This window comes from Amycolatopsis sp. PS_44_ISF1, assembly GCF_032335455.1.
Lineage (GTDB): Bacteria > Actinomycetota > Actinomycetes > Mycobacteriales > Pseudonocardiaceae > Amycolatopsis.
Genome location: NZ_JANUXO010000004.1, coordinates 593,176 through 613,872 on the forward strand (window position 1 = coordinate 593,176; position 20,697 = coordinate 613,872).

The following is a 20,697-nucleotide window of genomic DNA, read 5'->3' on the forward strand; positions in this document are numbered from 1 at the left end:
TCTTCTTTCACACTGAACCCATGACCAGCCTCTCGCCGACCCCCAGAACCGCCCTCGGCCGCCTGAAGAACCGCGCGGCCACCGACCGCGCCACCCTCCACGCCGTGCTGGACGAGGCGCTGGTCTGCCACCTCGGCGTCGTCCGCGACGGCGCCCCGCTGGTGCTGCCCACCGGCTACGGCCGCGACGGCGACACCCTCTACCTCCATGGTTCCACGGGTGCGGCCAGCCTGCGCACCGCGACCGGCGGCGTGGACGTCTGCGTCACCGTCACGCTGCTGGACGGCATCGTCTACGCCCGCTCGATCAACAACCACTCGATGAACTACCGCAGCGCCGTCATCTTCGGCCGCGCCACGGCGGTCACCGAACCGGACGCCAAGCTGCACGCCCTGCACGTGCTCACCGACCACCTCTCCCCCGGCTCGTGGAACCACGCGCGCGCGGTCAACGCGAAGGAGTTCGCCGCGGTCAGCGTGCTCGCGCTGGACCTGGCCGAGGCCTCGGTCAAGCTCCGCGCGCAGGACCCGGACGACGAGGCCGGCGACGTCGAGGCGGACGCCGCGTGGGCCGGTGTCCTCCCGGTGCGGACGGTGTTCGGCGAGCCCGAGCCTTCGGCCGACCTGCCCGCGAGGTGGACGACGCCCGAGCACGTCGCCCAGCGGGTCACGAAGGCCGGGGCAACCGCACGGTGAACGTCGTGCGTCCCGGCTCGCTGGCCACGCCGACGGTCCCGCCGTGTTCCAGCACCAGCGATTGCACCACCGACAACCCGAGTCCGGTCCCGCCCGCCGAGCGCGTACGGGAGTTGTCGACGCGGAAGAAGCGGTCGAAAATCCTTCGCTGGTCCTCACCCGAAATGCCCGGACCAGCGTCGCTCACGCGCACGACGGCCTGACCCTCCTCAGCCGTCAGCGCCAGGGAAACCGGCGTGCCCGGTGGGGTGTGGACCGCGGCGTTCGCCAGCAGGTTGTCCAAGACCTGGCGAAGCCGGGCGGGGTCCGCGTCGAGTTCGAGCGGGCCGGGGGGCACGGCGACCTGCAGCGGGTGTCCCGGGCGTCCGGCCCGGAACGCATCGGCGGCCGCGCGCACCGGCTCGGCCAGGTCGATCCGCTCGGGCCGCACCGGCGGTTCGGCGTCGTGGGCGTCGAGGCGCGCCAGCAGCAGCAGGTCATCGACCAGCACGCTCATCCGCGCGGTCTCTTCGCGGATCTTCGCCAGGTGCGCTTCGCGTTCCTCGGGCTCGTTCGCGGCGGCGTAGCGGAATAGGTCGGCGTAGCCGCGGATCGACGTCAGCGGTGTACGCAGCTCGTGCGAGGCGTCGGCCACGAAACGGCGAAGGCGTTCATTCGCCGCCGTCCGCGCGGCCAGCGAGGACTCGATGTGGGTCAGCATCAGGTTGAACGCCGTCCGCAGCTCCTGCACTTCGGCGCCGCCGCCTTCCCCGGAGGCGCGCACGGGCAACGCGGCTGTCGCCGTGAGGTCGTGCGAAGCGATGTCGTGCGCCGTGCCCGCCATGTCCGACAATGGCCGCAGCCCGCGCCGCAGCACCATTCGCCCCGCGACGACGAGGATGGCCAGCGCGATCAGGAACGCGATCACCTCGACCAGCACCAGCTGCCGCACCGTGTTGTCGAGGTCCGCCTGCGGCGCCGCGCTCAGCAGCACGGTGCCGGTGTCGACCCGGTCGGTCGAGACCGGGCAGGCGCGCACGCGGTACGGACCGGTGCCGTGGAGGTACACGTCGCGGAACACGTCGCCGCGCGTCGCGTCGACCGCAACCTGCGCGAGCGGCCCCACGTCCGCGGGCAGCGTCCCGCCGGGCTGCGCCTTCGCCACCCCCTTGTCCACCTCGAACACCGCCGAGTACCAGGAGTACAGCGGCTGCGGGCTGCCGTGCGAGGAGCGCAGCCCGGGCACCTGCGCGACCTGGCTGGTCTTGAGCTGCTCGTCGAGCCGGCGGCCGAGGTAGCCGTGCATGAAGCCCACGGTGACCGTGCCGACGATCGCGAAGACCACCAGCGCCAGCGCGCCCAGGCCGAAGGCCAGCCGCGTACCGAGCCGCGACGCGCGCCACGCGCCGTACCAGCGCCGCGCCCACCGGCCGAGGCGGCTCACCGGCCCGTCCGGCGCACGACGTACCCGACCCCGCGCACGGTGTGGATCAGCGGCTCGGCGCCGTCGTCCAGCTTCCGGCGCAGGTGCGAGATGACCAGTTCGACCACGTTGGAACGGCCCCCGAAGTCGTACTCCCAGACGTGGTCGAGGATCTGCGACTTGGTCAGCACCGTGGGCGAGCGGCGCATGAGGTAACGCAGCAGTTCGTACTCCGTGGGCGTCAATTCGGCCCCGCGTCCGCCGCGGCGGACTTCGCGCGTGTCCTCGTCCAGCGTGAGGTCGCCCACGGTCAGCACCGCGCCGCGGACGGCCGCCGGGACCGCGGCGGCGGTGCTGCGCCGCAGGACCGCGCGCAGCCGCGCCATCAGCTCCTCCACCGAGAACGGCTTGACCAGGTAGTCGTCACCCCCGCGGGTGAGACCGGCGATCCGGTCGGCGGTCGCGTCCTTCGCGGTCAGGAAGACCACGGGCACAGCGTTGCCGTCGGCGCGCAGGCGGTCCAGCACGGTGAAGCCGCCGAAGTCGGGCAGCATCAGGTCGAGCACCACGATGTCGGGCCCGAACTCCGCCGCCCGGCTCAGCGCCGCCGCGCCGGAGCCCGCGGTGACGGCCAGCCAGCCCTCGTACCGGGCGACGGTCGCCACCAGGTCGGCGATGTGCGGTTCGTCGTCGACGACGAGCAGCCGCACCGGGTTCGGGGTGTCCACTCCCCCATCCTCCGTGAGCCGCGGCCGGGCACGCGAGCCGAGGCCCCGCTCGACAGCCAGTCGACAGGTTCCACCCAGATCCGCCACAGGTTCCGCGATGACGCTGGTCGTGAGCCCGAACCGAAGGGAACCCCGCGTGACTGTCCTGACACCGAGCGCCGCGCCGCCCAGACCGGCGGCGTCCCCGCGCGTCATCGCGAAAGCCTGGCTCTTCGCGTTCCTGGGGGCGAACGTCCTCCTGGTGACCGTGCTCTTCGCCCGCGGCGGCCGGTCCGACAACGCGCTGATCACCGCCGGGCGCCTCGCCGGGCTGTACGCCGCGCAGGCCATGGCCTTCCAGCTCCTCCTGGTGGCGCGCCTGCCGTGGCTCGACCGCCGGCTCGGCATGGACCGGCTCACGGCGTGGCACCGCTGGACCGGCTTCACTCTCTTGTGGACGCTCCTCGCGCACGTCGTGCTGATCGTCTTCGGCTACGCGAGCGTGGAGGACCGCGGCCCGGCCGGGGAGCTGGTCCAGCTGGCCGACACGCTCGAAGGGGTGCTGCGCGCCATCGTCGCGTTCGTGCTGATCCTCGTGGTCGGCGCCGCCTCCGCCCGGTTCGCGCGCAAGCGGATGGCCTACGAGACCTGGCACTTCGTGCACCTCTACACCTACGCGGCGGTGGTGCTCGCGTTCACCCACCAGGTCGCGGTGGGACAGTCGTTCACCAGCCACGCCTTCGCGCGCGCCTACTGGTGGACGCTGTGGCTGGGCGTCGGGGCGGCCGTGCTGGCCGGGCGCGTGGTGCTGCCGCTCGGGCGGAATCTGCGCCACCGGCTTCGGGTGACCGCCGTGGTCCCGGAATCGCCCGACACCGTCTCGGTCTACGTGACGGGCCAGGACCTCGACCGGCTGCCCGCCCGCGCCGGGCAGTTCTTCCTGTGGCGGTTCCTGACCAAGGACCGCTGGTGGCAGGCCAATCCGTACTCGCTCTCGGCCGCGCCCGACGGCCGTACGCTGCGGCTGACCGCGAAGGCCGTCGGTGGGTCCAGCGCGAACCTTCGCTCGCTTCGCGTCGGCACGCGTGTCTTCGCCGAAGGGCCGTACGGCGCCTTCACCACGATCCACCAGCAGCGGCCGAACGCGCTGCTGGTGGCCGGCGGGGTGGGTATCACGCCGATCCGCGCGCTGCTGGAGGACATCGGCGGCCACGTCGTCCTCCTCTACCGCGTGCGCACGCCGCAGGACGCGGTGCTGCTGCCCGAACTGAACGGACTGGCCAAGGCGCGCGGTGCGATCCTGCACGTCCTGAGCGGACCCTCGGACCAGCTCGGGCCGCACGGGCCGCTGCTCGGCCCGGAAAGCCTGCACGCGCTGGTGCCGGACGTCGGCGACCGCGACGTGTTCGTCTGCGGGCCGCCCGGGATGACGGCGGCGGTGCTGCGCGGCCTGCGGGAGCTGCGTGTGCCGTCCGCGCAGGTGCACGCCGAACGCTTCAGCCTGGCCGCGTGAGGAGCGGGAGATGAAAAAGACGATCTTCGTCGTAGCGCTGTCGGTCGCCGGGTTCATCGCCGTCTGGCGGTTCGAGCCCACCGCGATGGGGACCACCACGACCGGGCCACCGGCCGCCTCCGCGCCTTCGTCACCGTCCACTTCGGCCGGCCGCGTCGGCACTTCGGTGACCGTGCCGGGTTCGGCGGAGGGCAGCGAGTTCGGCACCGTGCAGGTCCAGGTGAGCTTCTCCGGTAGTCGCATCACCGATGTCCAGCTCCTGCAGCAGCCCCAGAGCGGGCGCGGCGTCGGCGCGTTGCCACGGCTTCGTGAAGAAGCGCTGCAGGCCCAGAGCGCGAACATCGACACCGTCTCCGGGGCAACGCAGACCAGCGAGTCCTACATCCGGTCGTTGCAGGCGGCGCTCGACGCGAAGGGCTCGTGATGGCCGTCCACGTCGAGCCGGTGATGGGCCTGCCGGTCTCCCTCGACCTGCGCGACGAGGGCGAGTTCTCGGCGGCCGTCGCGGAAGCTTTCGGCTGGCTGCACGAAGTGGACGCCCGCTTCAGCCCGTACAGAATGGACAGTGAGGTCTCCCGGTACGGCCGGGGCGAGCTGCCCGCCGGTGACCTCAGCGGTGATCTGGACGAGGTGCTCGGCCTGTGCGCGCACTACGAGCGCCTTTCCGGCGGCGCGTTCTCGGCGCGCCTGCCCGGACGCGCCCTCGACCCGTGCGCCGTGGTCAAGGGCTGGGCGGTGCAGCGCGCGGCCGACCGGCTGCACGCCGCCGGGGCGCGGCGGTTCTGCCTGAACGCGGGCGGCGACGTCGTCACCGCCGGTGAACCCGAGCCCGGGCGGCCGTGGCGCGTCGGCGTCCGGCATCCCGAGCAGCCGCTGGAGGTGTGCGCGGTGATCGCCTCACGGGGCGGCGCGGTGGCGACGTCCGCGGCCTACGAGCGCGGACAGCACATCCTCGACGGCCGCACCGGGCAGCCAGCCACGGGCCTGCTGAGCGTGACGATCGTCGCCGAAGACCTGGCGAACGCCGACGCCTTGGCCACCGCCGCGTTCGCGCTGGGCGAAGAGGGCATCGGCTGGGCCGCCGCGCAACCCGGCTGCGAGGTGCTGATCGTCGACGCGGACCGCCGGGTGCACCGCTCCCCCGGCCTGGCCGCCGGCTGAAACGGACCGAACCGGAGTCGCCCGGCGACCCGCAGTCGCACAGCCCCGTGTGCGGTTCGACCGGCCGCGGCTCGGCGGCAGCGCCACGCTGTACCGGCGGCTGCCCGGCGGACGGCTGCTCGTGCACGAGAGCCGAACACGAACCGCGCAACCGCACCTCGCACGAGTGGAACCACTCGCTGGGCGAGATCACCACGACGTTGCCGGACAACGGCCAGGAGGTCTACGGCGCCGTCTCGGAGTTCGGCCCGGTTTCCCTAGAGTGGCGGCATGACTCGTCCCCTGATCGCCGTCGCCGCGCTGGGCGGCACCATCTCGATGACCCCCGGCGGGCGGATCGAAGACGGGGTCGTGCCGCGGTTGACCGCCGCCGACCTGCTCGGCGAGCTGAGCACCGACCTGCCGACGGACGTGCGCGCGGCCACGCTCGCGGGCGTCTCCAGCGCCTCGATGGACTACGCCACCCTCGCGCGGTGCCTGGCCTGGGGGTCCGAGCAGGTGGCGGACGGCGCGACCGGGCTCGTCGTGGTGCAGGGCACGGACACCCTCGAGGAGACGGCGTACTTCTTCGAGCTGGCCTGGCCCCACGACGACGTACCGGTCGTGATCACCGGCGCGATGCGCAACCCGAGCCTGCCGAGCGCGGACGGCCCGGCGAACCTGCTGGCGTCCCTCACCACCGCGGCCGACCCGCGCAGCCGCGGCGCCCTGGTGGTGTTCGACGACGACGTCCACGCGGCGCGCTGGGTGCGAAAGTCCCACTCGAGCCACCTGGAAGCGTTCTCGTCGACGCCGGCGGGGCCGCTGGGCCTGGTCGCGGAAGGTTCGGTGCACTACTTCCACCCGCCCGCCCCGCGTCCACCGGCGCTGCCGCCGGCGGCGGTTTCCGGACTGGTGCCGCTGCTGGAGGCGGGCCTCGAAGACTCGGGTGAGCTGCTTTCGCTGGTGCTGGCGGGCGGGGCGCGCGGCGTGGTCATCGCGGCCGGCGGGGTCGGCCACGTCTCCACGGGCACCGCGGACGTGATCGCCACCGCGGACGTCCCCATCGTGATCGCGACCCGCACCGGAGCCGGCCCGACTTTCCGCGCCACCTACGGCTTCCACGGCTCGGAATCCAGCCTGATCCGCCTGGGCGCGACGATGGCGGGCTGGCTCGACCCGCGCAAGTCCCGGGTCCTCCTGCACCTCCTGCTGGCCGGCGGCGCGTCCCGCGCCCGGATCGAGGCGGAGTTCCGGCTCCGCGGTGACCTGGACCGCTGAACGGGTTCGAGTACCGGGGTGCGACAGGGACTTTGCGCCCCGCCGCTTTCGCTGCCGACACCGCACCAGCCGCCGGCCGCCGGCTCAGTCCCGGATCGGGCCGCCGAGGGGGTCCAGGTGGTACGGGCGCATGTCGCGGGGGCCGTCGCGGTAGACGTGGATGCTGATCGCCGGGTCGGGTCCGTCGTTGCGGACCTCGTGGACGTAGCCGGGGCCGAAGACGCGGGACTGGCCCGCCATCAGGGCGTGCACCTCGGTCACCGCGCGGCCGCCGGGGGCGCGGCGGGCGACCGTCTCGCTCAGGCGGCCCGAGACCACGGTGAACGCGCCGGTGGCGAACACGTGGTCGTGCAGGTCCGTGTGCTGGCCGGGAAGCCAGCCCAGCAGCCAGACCTCCTGGCCGTCCTCGCGGGAGACGAGGGCCGAGAACCGCTCGTCGGGGTCGTAACGCAGCAGGCTGCCCCAGCGGTCCCGGTCGGCGGCCACCTCGATGGCGACGCGGACCGGGTGGCGCAGGGCGGGGTTCTCGGGACGCAGCAGGGTGTTGTCCGGAACGGCGAACATGGAACTGTCCTCACAAACAGGAAGAAGAGCGAGAAGTGCAGGGCCGGGGCGGGGTTCACCGACAGGAGCGACACGACGCGCACATGACGGGGCGGAGGTCACAGGACCCCGGCCACTCGGTCATCCGGCACGTCGGCATGCCGCACAGCGAACCAGCACCGCCGTCCCCGGTCAATTCGTCCCATCCCGTGGACCCGGAATCCCCCGATCGGGCGGCCCACTCCGCGCGTCCCCCGGAAACCCCCGGCTCAGCTCCACTCGGGCTTCTGGGACCGCCCCAGCAGCTCCGCCCCCGCCTGCCGGGGGTCCACGCCCTCGTGACAGACCCGGTGCATGGCGTCGGTGATCGGCATGTCCACGCCCACCCCCTGCGCCAGCGCCCGGATCGACGAGCAGGAAGCCACCCCCTCGGCCACCTGACCCCCGGCCGCGGCCTGGGCCTGCTCCAGCGTCTCGCCGTGGCCCAGCCGCTCACCGAAGGTGCGGTTGCGCGACAGCGGTGACGAGCAGGTCGCCACCAGGTCGCCCAGACCGGCCAGACCCGCGAAGGTCAGCGGGTCCGCGCCGAGTTTCGCGCCGAGGCGCGCCATCTCCGCCAGTCCGCGGGTGATCAGCGTCGCCATGGTGTTCGCGCCCAGGCCCATGCCCGCGGCCATGCCGCAGCTCAGCGCGATCACGTTCTTGCACGCGCCGCCCAGTTCGCAGCCGACCACGTCGGTGTTGGTGTAGGGCCGGAAGTACTGGTTGGAGCTGGCCCGCTGCACCGCCACCGCGCGCTCGTGGTCGGCGCACGCGAGCACCGCCGCGGCCGGCTGGGCCGCGCCGATCTCGCGCGCCAGGTTCGGCCCGGACACCACCACGATCTCCCCGGCGGGCACCCGCGCCAGCTCGGCGATCACCTCGCTCATCCGCTTGAGGGTGCCCAGTTCGACGCCCTTGGCCAGGCTGACCAGGATCGCCTCGCGCGGCAGCAGCGGCTGCCAGGCCGTCAGGTTCGCGCGCAGGCTCTGGCTCGGCACGCCCAGCACCACGGCCTGCGCGCCGTCCAGCGCCGCCGCGGCGTCCGCCGTCGCCGTGATGCGCCCGGGCAGCCGGACGCCGGGCAGGTACGAGGAGTTCGTGTGCGCCGAGCGGATCTCCTCGGCCACCGCCTCCCGGCGCGCCCACATCGTCACGTCCCGGCCGGCGTCGCCGAGCACCTTCGCGAACGCGGTGCCCCACGAGCCGGCGCCCAGCACGGTGACCCGCTGGACCTCGGTGGCGAAGGCGGCCATCAGGCGTCCGGCTTCTTCGACGGCGGCTCTTCCTGGCGGATCTCCGCCAGCAGCCGCGTGACCTCGTCCATCATCAGCGTGGTGACCTCGCGCAGCGTCGAGGCGCTGCGCGGGTTCGCGCCCTGGTAGGCCGACAGGTCGATCGGGTCGCCGACCAGGTGGGTCACGGTCTTGCGCGGCAGCGGAGTGAACTTCTTCGTGTAGCCGTCGAAGATGTGGTTCGTGCCCCAGCGCGCGATCGGGATCACCGGGACGTCGTTCTGCAGCGCCAGCCGCGCGGCGCCGGTGAACGCGTCCTTCGGCCAGCCCTCGGGGTCTTTGGTGATGGTGCCCTCGGGGTAGATGACGATGACCTTGCCCTGGGCCAGCGCCTGGTGGGCGGCCTTGAGGCTGTCACCGGCCGCGCTCGAACCGCGCGAGACCGGGATCTGCCCCGAGCCGTCCACGATCTTCCCGAACACCGGGACGTGGCGCAGGCTCTCCTTGAGGAAGAACCGCGGGACCCGCTTCTGCCGGTGCACGAATACCGCGTCGACCACCGGGTCGAGGTGCGAGATGTGGTTCATCACCAGCACCGCCGGCCCCTGTCTCGGCACCTTCTCCGTACCGGTCTGGACCCGCTTGCCGATCGCCGTCAGCGGGTAGAACACAGCGGCGGCCAGCCCCACCCAGAAGCCGCCCTTCTCACGCCCGGTCAATGTCTCCTCCTCGAGCTCGCACTGCCGTTGATCCTGCCGCGCGCCGGTTCACGCAGTCCAGGGAGGGTGCGCTCACCCCGGGCGGCGGCGGTTTCGGGTAAAGATGGACGGGTGGACGTGGACCTGATCGTGCCGTTGAAGCACCCCCGAGACGGCAAGTCGCGGCTGCGCGGCGCCCTCGCCGAAGCACGGCACCCCGACCTGGTGCTGGCGCTGGCCTACGACACGCTGGCGGCGGTGGCCTCGGCCGCGCACGTCCGGCGGGTGCTGGTGGTCGCGGCGGACCCGGCGGCGGTGTCCGAGCTGGCCCGGCTCGGCGCGGAGATCGTGCCGGAGCCGCAGGCGCGCGGGCTGAACGACGCGCTCCGCCACGGCGAGGCGCTGCTGAGGGCGGGCTCGCCCGGCGGCGTCGTCGGCGCGCTGCAAGCCGACCTGCCCGCCCTGCGCCCGGACGACCTGTCGACGGCGCTGGCCGAGGCGGCGGGGCGGCGCGCGTTCGTCGCCGACCGCCAGGGCACGGGCACCACGCTGCTGCTGTCGGCGCCCGGCGCCGCGCTCGACCCCCGGTTCGGCGCCGGCTCCGCGGGCCGGCACACCCAGTCCGGCGCCGCGCCGCTGGCCGGTGGGCTGATCTCCCTGCGCAGCGATGTGGACACCCCCGGGGACCTGGCGCACGCCCGTTCGCTCGGTGTCGGGGAACACACCGCGGCGGTGCTCGGGACCGCCTGCGTGCCACTGGGTTGAGCTGTTCATTCGACCTTCACCGTGGTCTGCGCAATCGGCGGCTTTGTAGTGAACAATGGGCTCCGTGAGCACAGACGACGGCAGCACTCCGGCCCGCGGCGGGCGGCGCGGGAACAACGCGGCGAAGCCGGCCGCCAAGGACACCGCGCCCCGCCGGACCTCGGCCGCCCGGAAGACCGGCACCGGCGAAGCGGTCCCGAAGTCCTCGGCTTCGGCCCGGGCGGCGGCCCGGCGCGCCACCACCGCCCGGTCCGGCGCCCCCACGGCCCGCAAAGCGGTCAGCCCAGCGGCCAAGAGCGAGCCGTCGAAGAACGCCCCATCGAGGTCGCCCCAGCCGGCGCAGTCGAAGTCCGCCGCACTGCGGTCCTCGGCCTCCAAGCCCGCGACGCCGAAGAGCCGCGAGTCCAAGAACGCGAAGAGCGCCTCGGGCAAGACCGCCCTGGCGAAGATCACCGCCCGGGCCAGCGCCGCCGCGTCCGCGAAGGAGGCCGCCGGCGAAGAGTTCCGCGCCGTGCCGTCCGCGCCGCCGGCCGTCACCTCGACCGCGCCGACCGCGGTGGAGACCCTGCCCGACGACCGGTACTTCAACCGGGAGCTCTCCTGGCAGGACTTCAACGCTCGGGTGCTCGCGCTGGCCGAGGACGAGTCGCAGGCATTGCTCGAACGGGCGAAGTTCCTGGCCATCTTCGCGTCCAATTTGGACGAGTTCTACATGGTCCGGGTGGCCGGTCTCAAGCGCCGCGACGAGACGGGCCTGCCGGTGCGCAGCGCGGACGGGCTCACCCCGCGCGAACAGCTCGACTACATCGCCAAGCGCAACCAGGACCTGGTCGAGCGGCACACGGCCGCGTTCGAGGAGCACCTGCGCCCGCAGCTGGCGGAGCAGGACATCCGGATCGTCGGCTGGGCCGACCTCGCCGGGGCCGACCAGCTGCGGCTGTCCAGCTACTTCTCCGAGCAGATCTTCCCGGTGCTCACCCCGCTGGCGGTCGACCCGGCGCACCCGTTCCCCTACATCTCCGGTCTGTCGCTGAACCTCGCGGTGACGGTGCGCGACCCGCAGGGCGGCACCGAGCGCTTCGCCCGGGTGAAGGTGCCCAGCAACGTGCCCCGGCTGATGCGGGTGGAGCAGGAGCGGACCAGCCGCACGGCGACCTTCCTGCCGCTGGAAGAGCTCATCGCCGCGCACCTGGGCGAGCTGTTCTCCGGCATGGAGGTGATCGAGCACCACATCTTCCGGGTCACCCGCAACGCCGACTTCGAGGTCGAGGAGGACCGCGACGAGGACCTCCTGCAGGCGCTGGAGCGGGAGCTGGCCCAGCGCCGGTTCGGCCCGCCGGTGCGGCTCGAGGTCGCGCAGGACATGAGCGAGCACATGCTCGAACTGCTGCTGCGCGAGCTGGAGGTGGACCCGGCCGACGTGGTCGAGGTGCCCGGACTGCTCGATCTGACCTGCCTGTTCCAGCTTTCCGGGGTGGACCGCAAGGAGCTCAAGGACCGGCCGTTCGTGCCGGCCACGCACCCGGCGTTCGGCGAGCGCGAGACGCCCAAGAGCGTGTTCGCGACGCTGCGCGAGGGCGACGTGCTGGTGCACCACCCGTACGACTCGTTCTCCACGAGCGTGCAGCGCTTCATCGAGCAGGCGGCAGCCGACTCGAAGGTGCTGGCGATCAAGCAGACGCTCTACCGCACCTCGGGCGACTCCCCGATCGTCGACGCGCTGATCGATGCGGCCGAGGCCGGCAAGCAGGTCGTGGCGCTGGTCGAGATCAAGGCGCGCTTCGACGAGCAGGCCAACATCGCCTGGGCGCGCACGCTGGAGCGCGCGGGCGTGCACGTGGTGTACGGGCTGGTGGGCCTGAAGACGCACTGCAAGGTCTCGATGGTGGTGCGGCAGGAAGGCGCCACCATCCGCCGCTACTGCCACATCGGCACCGGCAACTACAACCCGAAGACCGCGCGCCTGTACGAAGACCTCGGCCTGCTCACGGCCGACCCGAGCGTGGGCGCGGACATCACCGACCTGTTCAACGTCCTCACCGGCTACTCGCGCCAGGACACCTACCGGACGCTGCTCACCTCGCCGCACGGCATCCGCCGCGGCATCGTGCGGGCGATCGGCGAGGAGATCGAGCTGGCCCGGGCCGGGCAGCGGGCCGGGATCCGGATCAAGTGCAACTCGCTGGTCGACGAGCAGGTGATCGACGCGCTGTACCACGCTTCGCAGGCCGGGGTGCCGGTCGACGTGGTGGTGCGCGGGATCTGCTCGCTCAAGCCGGGCGTGGAGGGGCTGAGCGAGAACATCCGCGTCCGGTCCATCCTCGGCCGGTTCCTGGAGCACTCGCGGGTGTTCCACTTCCGGGCCGGCGGCACGCACTGGATCGGCAGCGCGGACATGATGCACCGCAACCTCGACCGCCGCATCGAAGCACTGGTGCGGGTCAAGGACCCGAAGCTGACGCAGCAGCTGGACGCGGTGCTCGACTCGGCGCTCGACCCGGCCACGCGGTGCTGGGTGCTGTCGGCCACCGGCGAATGGCAGCCGTTCCCCGCCGCGGGCTCGCAGGTGCGCGACCACCAGACCGAGCTGGCGAAGCTGCACGGAGCGGCCGGATGAGCCCGGACGTCCGCGCGGCCGGCGCGGTGCTGTGGCGCACCGCCGGTGACGCGTTCGAGGTGGCGCTGGTCCACCGCCCGCGCTACGACGACTGGTCGCTGCCCAAGGGCAAGGTCGACTCCGGCGAGACGATCGCCGCCACCGCGGTCCGCGAGGTCCGTGAAGAGACCGGCTTTCACGCGGTGCTCGGCCGCTACGTCGCACAGACCAGTTACGACGTGGCCGCCCGCCACGGCGACGCGGGCACCATGAACAAGACGGTCGACTACTTCAGCGGCGAAGCCGTGTCCGGCGCTTTCGAGGCCAACGACGAGGTCGACGAGCTGCGCTGGCTCAGCCCCGTGGCGGCCGAGCAGATGCTGACGCGCGAGACCGACGTACGCGTGCTTCGGGAGTTCTGCGCGCTGCCGCCATCGGCCACCACCCTGCTACTGGTTCGCCACGCGAAGGCGGGCAAGCGCGAGGACTGGACCGGTGACGACGATCTGCGCCCGCTGTCGGACGCCGGTCAGCGGCAGGCGGACGCCCTGCGCGCGCTGCTCCCGTTGTTCGGCGCCGACCGCGTGCTGTCCGCGCCGCGCCTGCGGTGCGTGCAGACGGTGGGCGGCGTCGCCGAAGACCTCGGCGCCGACGTGCGGCACGAGAGCCTGCTGTCGGAGGAGGGCTACTGGGCCGACCCGGTCCTCGGCCTCGCCCGCCTGCTGGCGATCGCGGGCGACGGCGGCACCCCGGTGGTGAGCAGCCAGGGCGGGGTGATCCCGGACCTGGTGAGCACGCTGGCCGACCGCGACGGCATCGAGCTGACGGCCTCCCGCGGCGGCGTGGTGCCCAGCAAGAAGGGTTCGCTGTGGGTGCTGACGTTCCGCCCGCCGTCCGGGCGCACCGGCCCGGAACTGATGAGCGCCGACTACTACCCGAGCCCCCTGCCGACCCCGGCGCCGTCGCATTCGCAGTGACCGGAAACGTACGTTCCTCCATTGTGGAAGCCCTGCGCTCGGGTCCCGGCGAAGATCGGCGATAAAGGTCAGGCGGACCACTGGGAGCGGCGGGCGAATTCCTCCCGCGAATTCTGCGGAGAGCGGGCTTTGCCGGTGCGCGTCCTGAGCACCATCTGGCGATCGTCGCACCACTCGGGGTCGGGGCCTCACCCGGTCGAGGTCCCGCCCCCAACGGTCGCTGAGCACCGCGACCACCCGGCTCGCCCCTTCCTTTCCGCCCCCTGGCGACTGCCGCGGCCTGGAGGCTTTCAGCCTGCACAACGCCCCCTCTCGGATAGGAGGCATCCCCCACGACCGGCCCGAAAAGCCCGCGCACGGACACCGGACGGTGACCCCGCTCGTCCGACCGGGTGGCGACGACCTCACCGCCGGAGGGGATTTTCCCGCTCAGGCCACAGCGAGTGCGACTCCGGACCGGTACCACTGGGCCGCCCGGTCACCGGGCTCGCCGCCACCGGGCACCTCGGCGCCCAGCGCGAACGCCTCCGCCTGACCCGTCGAGAAGACCCGTTTTGCCTTGCCCTTCGCGAAGCCGGCCCCCGGCCCGCACCACGTTCCGGCCGTTCGGCGAAACCCGGCCCCTCCCGGACGACCCGTGGGGAACGGCGGCCCCCCGCATCGCGACTCCGGCCGCGCACCGAAGCCGAGCCCCCGTCCGTCCGTCCGACCGACCGACCGCCGGTCGTTCCACCGCCCCGCCCCGCCGTTCCCGAAAACCCCAGCTCCACGCCACATTCCACCGCGTCGGCCACCCGGCTCGGCCGGATGCCTTACCGCACAGCGGGTTCACCGGAGCGCCCCTGGACATGCGGCAGGGCCCCACCCGTGGATCGGGTGGGGCCCTGCCGTTGCTCGCCTCGAAAGGTGGCTACAAGCTGTCTACTTCTTCTTGGCGGGGGAGGTGCGTTTGGCTGGGGTTTTGGTGGTGGTGGCTTTTTTGGTGGTGGTGGCTTTGGCCGGGGTGGCCTTGGCGGTGGTGGTTTTGGTGGTGGTGGCCTTGGTGGTGGCCGGTTTCGCGGTGGTGGCGCGGGTCCGCGTGGTGGTGGCTTTGGCCGCGGTGGTCTTGGCGGCGGTGGCCTTGGCGGTGGTGGCGCGGGCGGGTTTGGCCGCGGTCTTGGTGGCGGTGGCCTTGGTGGCGGGCTTGGCCGTGGTGGCGCGGGTGCGGGTGGTGGCGGCGGTGCGGGTCGCCGTCGCCCGGGCCGGGGTGGTGCGGGTGGAGCCGCCCGCGGTCCGCGGCGCGGTCGCCCGCGCGGCGGTGGTGCCGGTGACCCGCTTGACCGCGGTGGCCTTGGGCAGCTTCTTCGTGCCCGAGATGACGTCCTTGAACGTGGTGCCGGCCCGGAAGGCGGGCACGTTGGTCTTCTTGACCTTCACCGTCTCACCGGTACGCGGGTTACGCGCGGTCCGGGCGGCGCGGGCACGCTTCTCGAACACACCGAACCCGGTGATGTTCACCTTCTCGCCCTTGTTGACCGTCCGGATGATGATGTCGACGAGACCGTCGACGGCCTCCGAAGCAACCTTTTTGTCGCCCAGACGCTCCGACAGCGCCTCGATCAGCTGGGCCTTGTTGGCCATTCCAGTCCTCCAAGAAGAACTCTTCGTCCACGGCCACGTCGGCCGACTAGCGCACACGGTATTACCAACGCAGCACAAATTCCAAACGGCGCGCGGAAATTTCCCTTGACTCGGGAGTGGTTCCGCCTCTCACAGGACCCGTTCGGGGCCCGTGGGAGGTGCCGTTCGGCGTGGTTTCGAAGGTTTCGGCGGACCTGGTGCGGGGGCCCGGATTCCGAGCTCGGCAACGGAATCCGGGCCCCTGACCAGGGCTAGGAGGCCGCGATCGGGGTGGTCACGGGCTTCCAGGATGGGCGGGCGGACTCGAACTCGTCGATCTCTTCGGCGTGGCGGAGGGTGAGAGCGATGTCATCCAGCCCTTCGAGCAGCCGCCAGCGGACGTAGTCGTCGATCTCGAAGGGCGCGGTGAAGTCCTTGGCCCGCACGGTCTTGGCCGTCAGGTCCACCGTGACCTCCGTGCCGGGCTCGTTCTCGAGCAGCTTCCAGAGCAGCTCGACGTCCGACTGCCCGCACTGCGCGGCCACCAGGCCGCCCTTGCCGGAGTTGCCCCGGAAGATGTCGGCGAAGCGCGCGGAGATCACGACCCGGAAGCCGTAGTCCATCAGCGCCCACACCGCGTGCTCACGCGAGGAGCCGGTGCCGAAGTCGGGCCCGGCGACCAGGACGCTGCCCCGGTCGAACGGCTCCTGGTTGAGGATGAAGTCCTCCTGGCCGCGCCAGGCGGCGAACAGCCCGTCTTCGAAGCCGGTGCGGGTCACGCGCTTGAGGTACACGGCCGGGATGATCTGGTCAGTGTCCACGTTGGACCGGCGCAGCGGGACCCCGATGCCGGTGTGCTGGGTGAACGGTTCCATGGTGGGAGCTCCCTGTCTCGGATGTCGGAGTCTCGGGCGTCGGGGGCCTCAGACGGTGGCGGGGACCAGGTCCTCCGGGGAGGAGAGCGTCCCCCGGACGGCCGTGGCCGCGGCCACGAGCGGCGAGACCAGGTGCGTGCGCCCGCCCTTGCCCTGCCGGCCCTCGAAGTTGCGGTTGGAGGTCGAGGCGCTGCGCTCGCCGGGGGCCAGCTGGTCGGGGTTCATGCCCAGGCACATCGAGCAGCCCGCCTGCCGCCACTCGGCGCCGGCCGCGGTGAAGACCTCGTCCAGGCCCTCCTCCTCGGCGGCCCGGCGCACGCGCATCGAGCCGGGCACCACGAGCATCCGGACCGAGCCGGCCACCTTGCGCCCGCGCAGCACCTCCGCGGCGGCCCGCAGGTCCTCGATCCGGCCGTTGGTGCACGAGCCGAGGAAGACCGTGTCGACGGTCACCTCCCGCAGCGGCATCCCGGGCTGCAGGTCCATATAGGACAGGGCCTGCTCAGCGGCGAAGCGCTCGTTCTCGTCGGCGATGGCGGCCGGGTCGGGCACGTTCGCGCCCAGCGGCAGGCCCTGGCCGGGGTTGGTGCCCCAGGTCACGAACGGGGTCAGCTCGTCGGCGTCGAGGTGCACCTCGGCGTCGAACTCGGCGCCGTCGTCGGTGCGCAGCTCGCGCCAGTTGGCCACGGCCGCGTCCCAGTCCGCGCCCCGCGGGGCGTGCGCGCGGCCCTCGAGGTAGGCGAACGTGGTCTCGTCCGGGGCGATCATGCCGGCCCGCGCGCCCGCCTCGATCGACATGTTGCAGACGGTCATCCGGGCCTCCATGGAGAGCGCCTCGATGGCCTTGCCGCGGTACTCGAGCACGTAGCCCTGGCCGCCGCCGGTGCCGATCTTGGCGATCACGGCGAGGATCACGTCCTTGGCCGTCACGCCGGGCCGCAGCGCGCCGTCGACGGTGATCGACATCGTCTTGAATGGACGGAGCGGCAGCGTCTGGGTGGCCAGCACGTGCTCTACCTCCGAGGTGCCGATGCCGAAGGCCATCGCGCCGAACGCGCCGTGGGTGGAGGTGTGGCTGTCGCCGCAGACCACCGTGGTGCCGGGCTGGGTCAGGCCCAGCTGCGGGCCGATGACGTGCACGATGCCCTGCTCGGCGTCACCCATCGGATGCAACCGGACACCGAACTCCTTGCAGTTGCGGCGAAGGGTGTCGACCTGGGTCCGCGAGACCGGATCGGCGATCGGGAGCTCGATGTCGACGGTCGGGACGTTGTGGTCCTCGGTCGCGATGGTCAGGTCGGGGCGGCGCACCGGGCGCCCGGCCAGGCGCAGGCCGTCGAAGGCCTGCGGGCTGGTCACTTCGTGCACCAGGTGGAGGTCGATGTAGAGCAGGTCCGGCTCAGCGCCTTCACCTCGGCGCACGAGGTGGCTTTCCCACACCTTCTCCGCCAGCGTGCGGGGCTTGCCGGTCGGGCTGGTCATCTCCGGCTCCTTCCAATGGGTCGGCGGGAGCAAGGAACTCGGGCGACGCGGCGAAGACGTGGCGAGCCGCGTCACGCGCGCAGCTCGAGTTCGTTTTTCCCAGATTCTGGACTTCCCAAAGTGCGGGAAGTTAGTATCGAGTCGTGGGACAGCATAGCGGTATCGGAGTACTGGACAAAGCCGTGGCGGTGTTGCAGGCCGTGGCCGAAGACCCCTGTGGGCTCGCGGAACTCTGCACCCGGACCGGGTTGCCGAGAGCCACGGCACACCGCCTCGCGGTGGGGCTCGAGGTGCATCGCCTGCTGCGAAGGGGGCCGGACGGACGCTGGCGGCCGGGCACCGCGCTCTCGGAGCTGGCGGGCGGCTCGACCGACCCCCTGCTCGACGCGGCGGGCTCGGTGCTGCCCAAGCTGCGGGACATCACCGGCGAAAGCGTGCAGCTGTACCGGCGCGACGGCGTCCAGCGGGTGTGCGTCTCGACCGCCGAGCCGCCGAGCGGCCTGCGCGACACCGTCCCGATCGGCTCTCGGCTGCCGATGACGGCCGGCTCGGGCGCGAAGGTCCTTGCCGCGTGGTCGGATCCGCACACCCAGCGCACGATCCTGGCCGACGCGGTCTACGGCGAGCGCACGCTGCTGGAGGTCCGCCGCCGCGGCTGGGCGCAGAGCGTCGCCGAACGGGAACCGGGCGTGGCCAGCGTTTCGGCCCCGGTCCGCGATTCCTCCGGGACCGTGGTGGCCGCGGTGTCGGTTTCCGGCCCGGTCGAACGGATCGGCCGCAAACCGGGTGCCCGCTGGGCCGCCGACCTCCTCGCGGCCGCCGACGCCCTGCAGGAACGCCTCTGAACCCGCCGCCTCCCACCACGACCTCAGCCGGCCGCCTCCCCGAGATTCGGGGAGGCGGCCTTTTCGCGGAGGGGCCCGCCGCTCAGGCCTGCCCGGTCTCGAAGCCCGCGATCTTCCCGTCCCGCACCACGAAGTGCCAGCGGGTGCGCATGCCGCCCCAGGTGGCGTTGGAGTAGGTCGCCACGAACGAACGCCCACCGTCGGCCACCGACTCGAGCGAGTCCGGGTCGAGGTGGCCCTGGGAGCTGAAGATCTCCCGCTCGGTCCAGTCACCGAGGTCCCGTTCGGTGCCGTCGTCGGACATCACCGCGTCTTCGGTGAGCGCGGCGCGGAACGCCGCTCGGTCCCCGGCGTTCAGCGCGGTCACGAAGGCGAGCACAGCGGGGTCGGTCAGCTTCTCGGTCATGCGCGCATCCCACCAGCGCGGCGGGGCACCGGCAACCCGGTCGCTGCGCCGAGCGGGTGAACGCGACGATCCCGAACGCCCCGCACCCACCGGGACCGGCCACCGGAGGACGGACCACCCGACGCGTCCTCCCGCCCCACCGGAACGCGCCGATCGTCCTCAGTGGACGACCCGCCCGAAGCCCCCACCGGGCGTCTCGGCGCTGGTCGATCCCGTCCTTCACCCGGCTACCTGGTCCCCGCCCGAGCAGTCTTTTGTGGACCACGGGGGTTTCACAACGGCCACAAGGGTTCCGGCGAAACCGCTGCTAGAAGCCCTTCCGCCATCGCCGATCGAACAAGCGATCGAATTTCCCGGGGCGCTGGAAAGGCTCTTCCGAGCCCCCGCATTGCCTTGGGTACAAGGAAACCGGAAGGGTCCGGTTTGGACTTGGCAACGGCGTGGGTAATACTGTATTGAGGTTCGGCCGACGTGGCCGTGGACGAAGAGTTCTTCTTGGAGGACTGGAATGGCCAACAAGGCCCAGCTGATCGAGGCGCTGTCGGAGCGTCTGGGCGACAAAAAGGTTGCTTCGGAGGCCGTCGACGGTCTCGTCGACATCATCATCCGGACGGTCAACAAGGGCGAGAAGGTGAACATCACCGGGTTCGGTGTGTTCGAGAAGCGTGCCCGCGCCGCCCGGACCGCGCGTAACCCGCGTACCGGTGAGACGGTGAAGGTCAAGAAGACCAACGTGCCCGCCTTCCGGGCCGGCACCACGTTCAAGGACGTCATCTCGGGCACGAAGAAGCTGCCCAAGGCCACCGCGGTCAAGCGGGTCACCGGCACCACCGCCGCGCGGGCGACCGCGCCGCGGACCGCGGGCGGCTCCACCCGCACCACCCCGGCCCGGGCGACGGCGACCCGCACCGCCGCCACCACCCGCACCCGCGCCACCACGGCCAAGCCCGCCACCAAGGCCACCGCCACCAAGACCGCGGCCAAACCCGCCCGCGCCACCACCGCCAAGGCCACCGCCGCCAAGACCACCGCGGCCAAAGCCACCACCACGCGGACCCGCGCCACCACCGCGAAACCGGCCACCACCAAGGCCACCACCACCAAAACCACCACCGCCAAGGCCACCCCGGCCAAAGCCACCACCACCAAAAAAGCCACCACCACCAAAACCCCAGCCAAACGCACCTCCCCCGCCAAAAAGAAGTAACTCTTCCACCGGCGAGGATCTTCACCAGACAGGGCCCCATCCGCACCAGCGGCCGGGGCCCTGCCTGCTTCGTCCTCACGCTGTCACCAGTCAGACCGTCTCTTGCCAGGACACGGCTTCGGAACTCGAACGGGCTGCGGCCCGCTCGCCCAGCCCTCCCCAACCCCAGCCCGGCGGTCCCCGGCTAGACCAACTGCTACAGGCCCAGCCCGGCGGTCTCCAACTAGGCCAACCGCAACAAACCCAATCCGGCGGGTTTCGGCTAGAACAACCTCCACAGGCCCAGCACGGTCGTCGCCCGCTCGCTAGCTAACCCCGTCCCAGGCGGATCAGATGCGCCACCACCGGCCCAGCCCCCGACCATTACCCGGCGCCCCAGGCAGAACCGGCCACTGTCCTCTTCGCCGGTCCGCCACCCGGTTCTCCACTCATCCCCGCTCCGCGCCTACCGGTTGACCGGTAGGGCAAAGCCCACTAATTCCCTTCGGCTTCTGATACCCGGCACCCAGTCACGCCCACACCCGACCGCTACTCGACCATCCGCGGACGCGATGCCCACTTCTCTTCGCCCAGCAGATTCCTCATTCGCCCACCGGCGGCAATCAAACCCGAGCCGTACCCCGAACGATCGCCCCACCAGATCAGCGCCCTCAGCCAAACACGATCCCCCACCGCTCCTCACCTCGAATTCG

General features: G+C 72.0%; 19 protein-coding genes. 10 read left to right on the top strand and 9 right to left on the bottom strand.

The features are described from left to right. Window positions 1-20: 20 nt before the first annotated feature. Window positions 21-695 carry a pyridoxamine 5'-phosphate oxidase family protein gene (locus tag NYF13_RS32610; protein WP_315661770.1) on the top strand — a complete coding sequence of 225 codons (675 nt, stop codon included), beginning with the start codon at window positions 21-23 and terminating at the stop codon, window positions 693-695. Here the strand turns inward: NYF13_RS32610 and NYF13_RS32615 are convergent. Together NYF13_RS32615 and NYF13_RS32620 are read right to left on the bottom strand one after the other, a co-directional pair. Beyond that, the gene (locus tag NYF13_RS32615) at window positions 667-2,118 is read right to left on the bottom strand and encodes a HAMP domain-containing sensor histidine kinase (RefSeq protein WP_315661771.1); all 1,452 of its coding nucleotides are present in this window, start codon (window positions 2,116-2,118) and stop codon (window positions 667-669) included. The genes NYF13_RS32610 and NYF13_RS32615 overlap by 29 nt on opposite strands. After that, window positions 2,115-2,825: a response regulator transcription factor gene (locus NYF13_RS32620; RefSeq protein ID WP_315661772.1), complete on the bottom strand. Its 711-nt coding sequence runs from the start codon at window positions 2,823-2,825 to the stop codon at window positions 2,115-2,117. The genes NYF13_RS32615 and NYF13_RS32620 overlap by 4 nt, the downstream gene beginning before the upstream one ends. 136 nt (window positions 2,826-2,961) lie before the next feature. Here NYF13_RS32620 and NYF13_RS32625 point away from each other — a divergent pair, with 136 nt between their 5' ends. The 4 genes from NYF13_RS32625 (at window position 2,962) to NYF13_RS32640 (ending at window position 6,738) form a co-directional block, all read left to right on the top strand. Then, window positions 2,962-4,317: a ferredoxin reductase family protein gene (locus tag NYF13_RS32625; protein ID WP_315661773.1), complete on the top strand. Its 1,356-nt coding sequence runs from the start codon at window positions 2,962-2,964 to the stop codon at window positions 4,315-4,317. Between the two features lie 10 nt (window positions 4,318-4,327). Continuing rightward, on the top strand, window positions 4,328-4,741 hold the full coding sequence (locus tag NYF13_RS32630; RefSeq protein WP_315661774.1) for an FMN-binding protein: 414 nt from the start codon (window positions 4,328-4,330) through the stop codon (window positions 4,739-4,741). Beyond that, window positions 4,741-5,478 carry an FAD:protein FMN transferase gene (locus NYF13_RS32635; protein ID WP_315661775.1) on the top strand — a complete coding sequence of 246 codons (738 nt, stop codon included), beginning with the start codon at window positions 4,741-4,743 and terminating at the stop codon, window positions 5,476-5,478. Before NYF13_RS32630 ends, NYF13_RS32635 begins: the two co-directional genes overlap by 1 nt. Window positions 5,479-5,748: 270 nt before the next feature. Beyond that, complete coding sequence (locus NYF13_RS32640; RefSeq protein WP_315661776.1) at window positions 5,749-6,738, top strand: asparaginase; 990 nt, start codon at window positions 5,749-5,751, stop codon at window positions 6,736-6,738. 84 nt (window positions 6,739-6,822) lie between these two features. On the opposite strand, the gene NYF13_RS32645 is transcribed toward NYF13_RS32640, so the two are convergent. The 3 genes from NYF13_RS32645 to NYF13_RS32655 all read right to left on the bottom strand — a co-directional run bounded on the left by NYF13_RS32645 (window position 6,823) and on the right by NYF13_RS32655 (window position 9,274). Next, complete coding sequence (locus NYF13_RS32645) at window positions 6,823-7,302, bottom strand: cysteine dioxygenase family protein (protein ID WP_315661777.1); 480 nt, start codon at window positions 7,300-7,302, stop codon at window positions 6,823-6,825. A 248-nt stretch (window positions 7,303-7,550) separates the two neighbouring features. Further along, window positions 7,551-8,576: an NAD(P)H-dependent glycerol-3-phosphate dehydrogenase gene (locus NYF13_RS32650; protein WP_315661778.1), complete on the bottom strand. Its 1,026-nt coding sequence runs from the start codon at window positions 8,574-8,576 to the stop codon at window positions 7,551-7,553. Next, entirely contained in the window at window positions 8,576-9,274 is a 699-nt protein-coding gene (locus NYF13_RS32655) for a lysophospholipid acyltransferase family protein (protein WP_315661779.1), read from the bottom strand. Before NYF13_RS32655 ends, NYF13_RS32650 begins: the two co-directional genes overlap by 1 nt. A gap of 111 nt (window positions 9,275-9,385) precedes the next feature. Here NYF13_RS32655 and cofC point away from each other — a divergent pair, with 111 nt between their 5' ends. From cofC to NYF13_RS32670, 3 genes are read left to right on the top strand one after another with little or no spacing between them, the layout of a single operon-like run. After that, complete coding sequence (cofC, locus tag NYF13_RS32660; RefSeq protein ID WP_315661780.1) at window positions 9,386-10,018, top strand: 2-phospho-L-lactate guanylyltransferase; 633 nt, start codon at window positions 9,386-9,388, stop codon at window positions 10,016-10,018. A 55-nt stretch (window positions 10,019-10,073) separates the two neighbouring features. Next, window positions 10,074-12,635, top strand: coding sequence for an RNA degradosome polyphosphate kinase (locus NYF13_RS32665; protein WP_315661781.1), 2,562 nt, complete (start codon window positions 10,074-10,076; stop codon window positions 12,633-12,635). Beyond that, window positions 12,632-13,591, top strand: a complete 960-nt coding sequence (locus NYF13_RS32670; protein ID WP_315661782.1) for an NUDIX hydrolase — start codon at window positions 12,632-12,634, stop codon at window positions 13,589-13,591. The genes NYF13_RS32665 and NYF13_RS32670 overlap by 4 nt, the downstream gene beginning before the upstream one ends. Before the next feature lie 921 nt (window positions 13,592-14,512). Here NYF13_RS32670 and NYF13_RS32675 read toward each other — a convergent pair. From NYF13_RS32675 to leuC, 3 genes are all read right to left on the bottom strand, one after another. Continuing rightward, window positions 14,513-15,211 (bottom strand): HU family DNA-binding protein, encoded by a 699-nt coding sequence (locus tag NYF13_RS32675; RefSeq protein ID WP_315661783.1) that lies wholly within the window; start codon window positions 15,209-15,211, stop codon window positions 14,513-14,515. 251 nt (window positions 15,212-15,462) lie between these two features. Further along, a complete protein-coding gene (gene leuD, locus NYF13_RS32680) occupies window positions 15,463-16,065 on the bottom strand; it encodes a 3-isopropylmalate dehydratase small subunit (RefSeq protein WP_315661784.1) in 603 nt (200 codons plus the stop codon). Between the two features lie 48 nt (window positions 16,066-16,113). Continuing rightward, the gene (gene leuC / locus NYF13_RS32685; RefSeq protein ID WP_315661785.1) at window positions 16,114-17,547 is read right to left on the bottom strand and encodes a 3-isopropylmalate dehydratase large subunit; all 1,434 of its coding nucleotides are present in this window, start codon (window positions 17,545-17,547) and stop codon (window positions 16,114-16,116) included. Window positions 17,548-17,690: 143 nt separating this feature from the next. On the opposite strand from leuC, the gene NYF13_RS32690 reads away from it, so the two are divergent. Then, complete coding sequence (locus NYF13_RS32690; RefSeq protein ID WP_315661786.1) at window positions 17,691-18,392, top strand: IclR family transcriptional regulator; 702 nt, start codon at window positions 17,691-17,693, stop codon at window positions 18,390-18,392. 82 nt (window positions 18,393-18,474) lie between these two features. Here NYF13_RS32690 and NYF13_RS32695 read toward each other — a convergent pair whose 3' ends face one another. Then, window positions 18,475-18,798: a nuclear transport factor 2 family protein gene (locus NYF13_RS32695; RefSeq protein WP_315661787.1), complete on the bottom strand. Its 324-nt coding sequence runs from the start codon at window positions 18,796-18,798 to the stop codon at window positions 18,475-18,477. A 508-nt stretch (window positions 18,799-19,306) separates the two neighbouring features. Between NYF13_RS32695 and NYF13_RS32700 the strand changes: the two genes are divergently transcribed. Next, entirely contained in the window at window positions 19,307-20,005 is a 699-nt protein-coding gene (locus NYF13_RS32700; RefSeq protein WP_315661783.1) for an HU family DNA-binding protein, read from the top strand. Window positions 20,006-20,697: the final 692 nt, after the last annotated feature.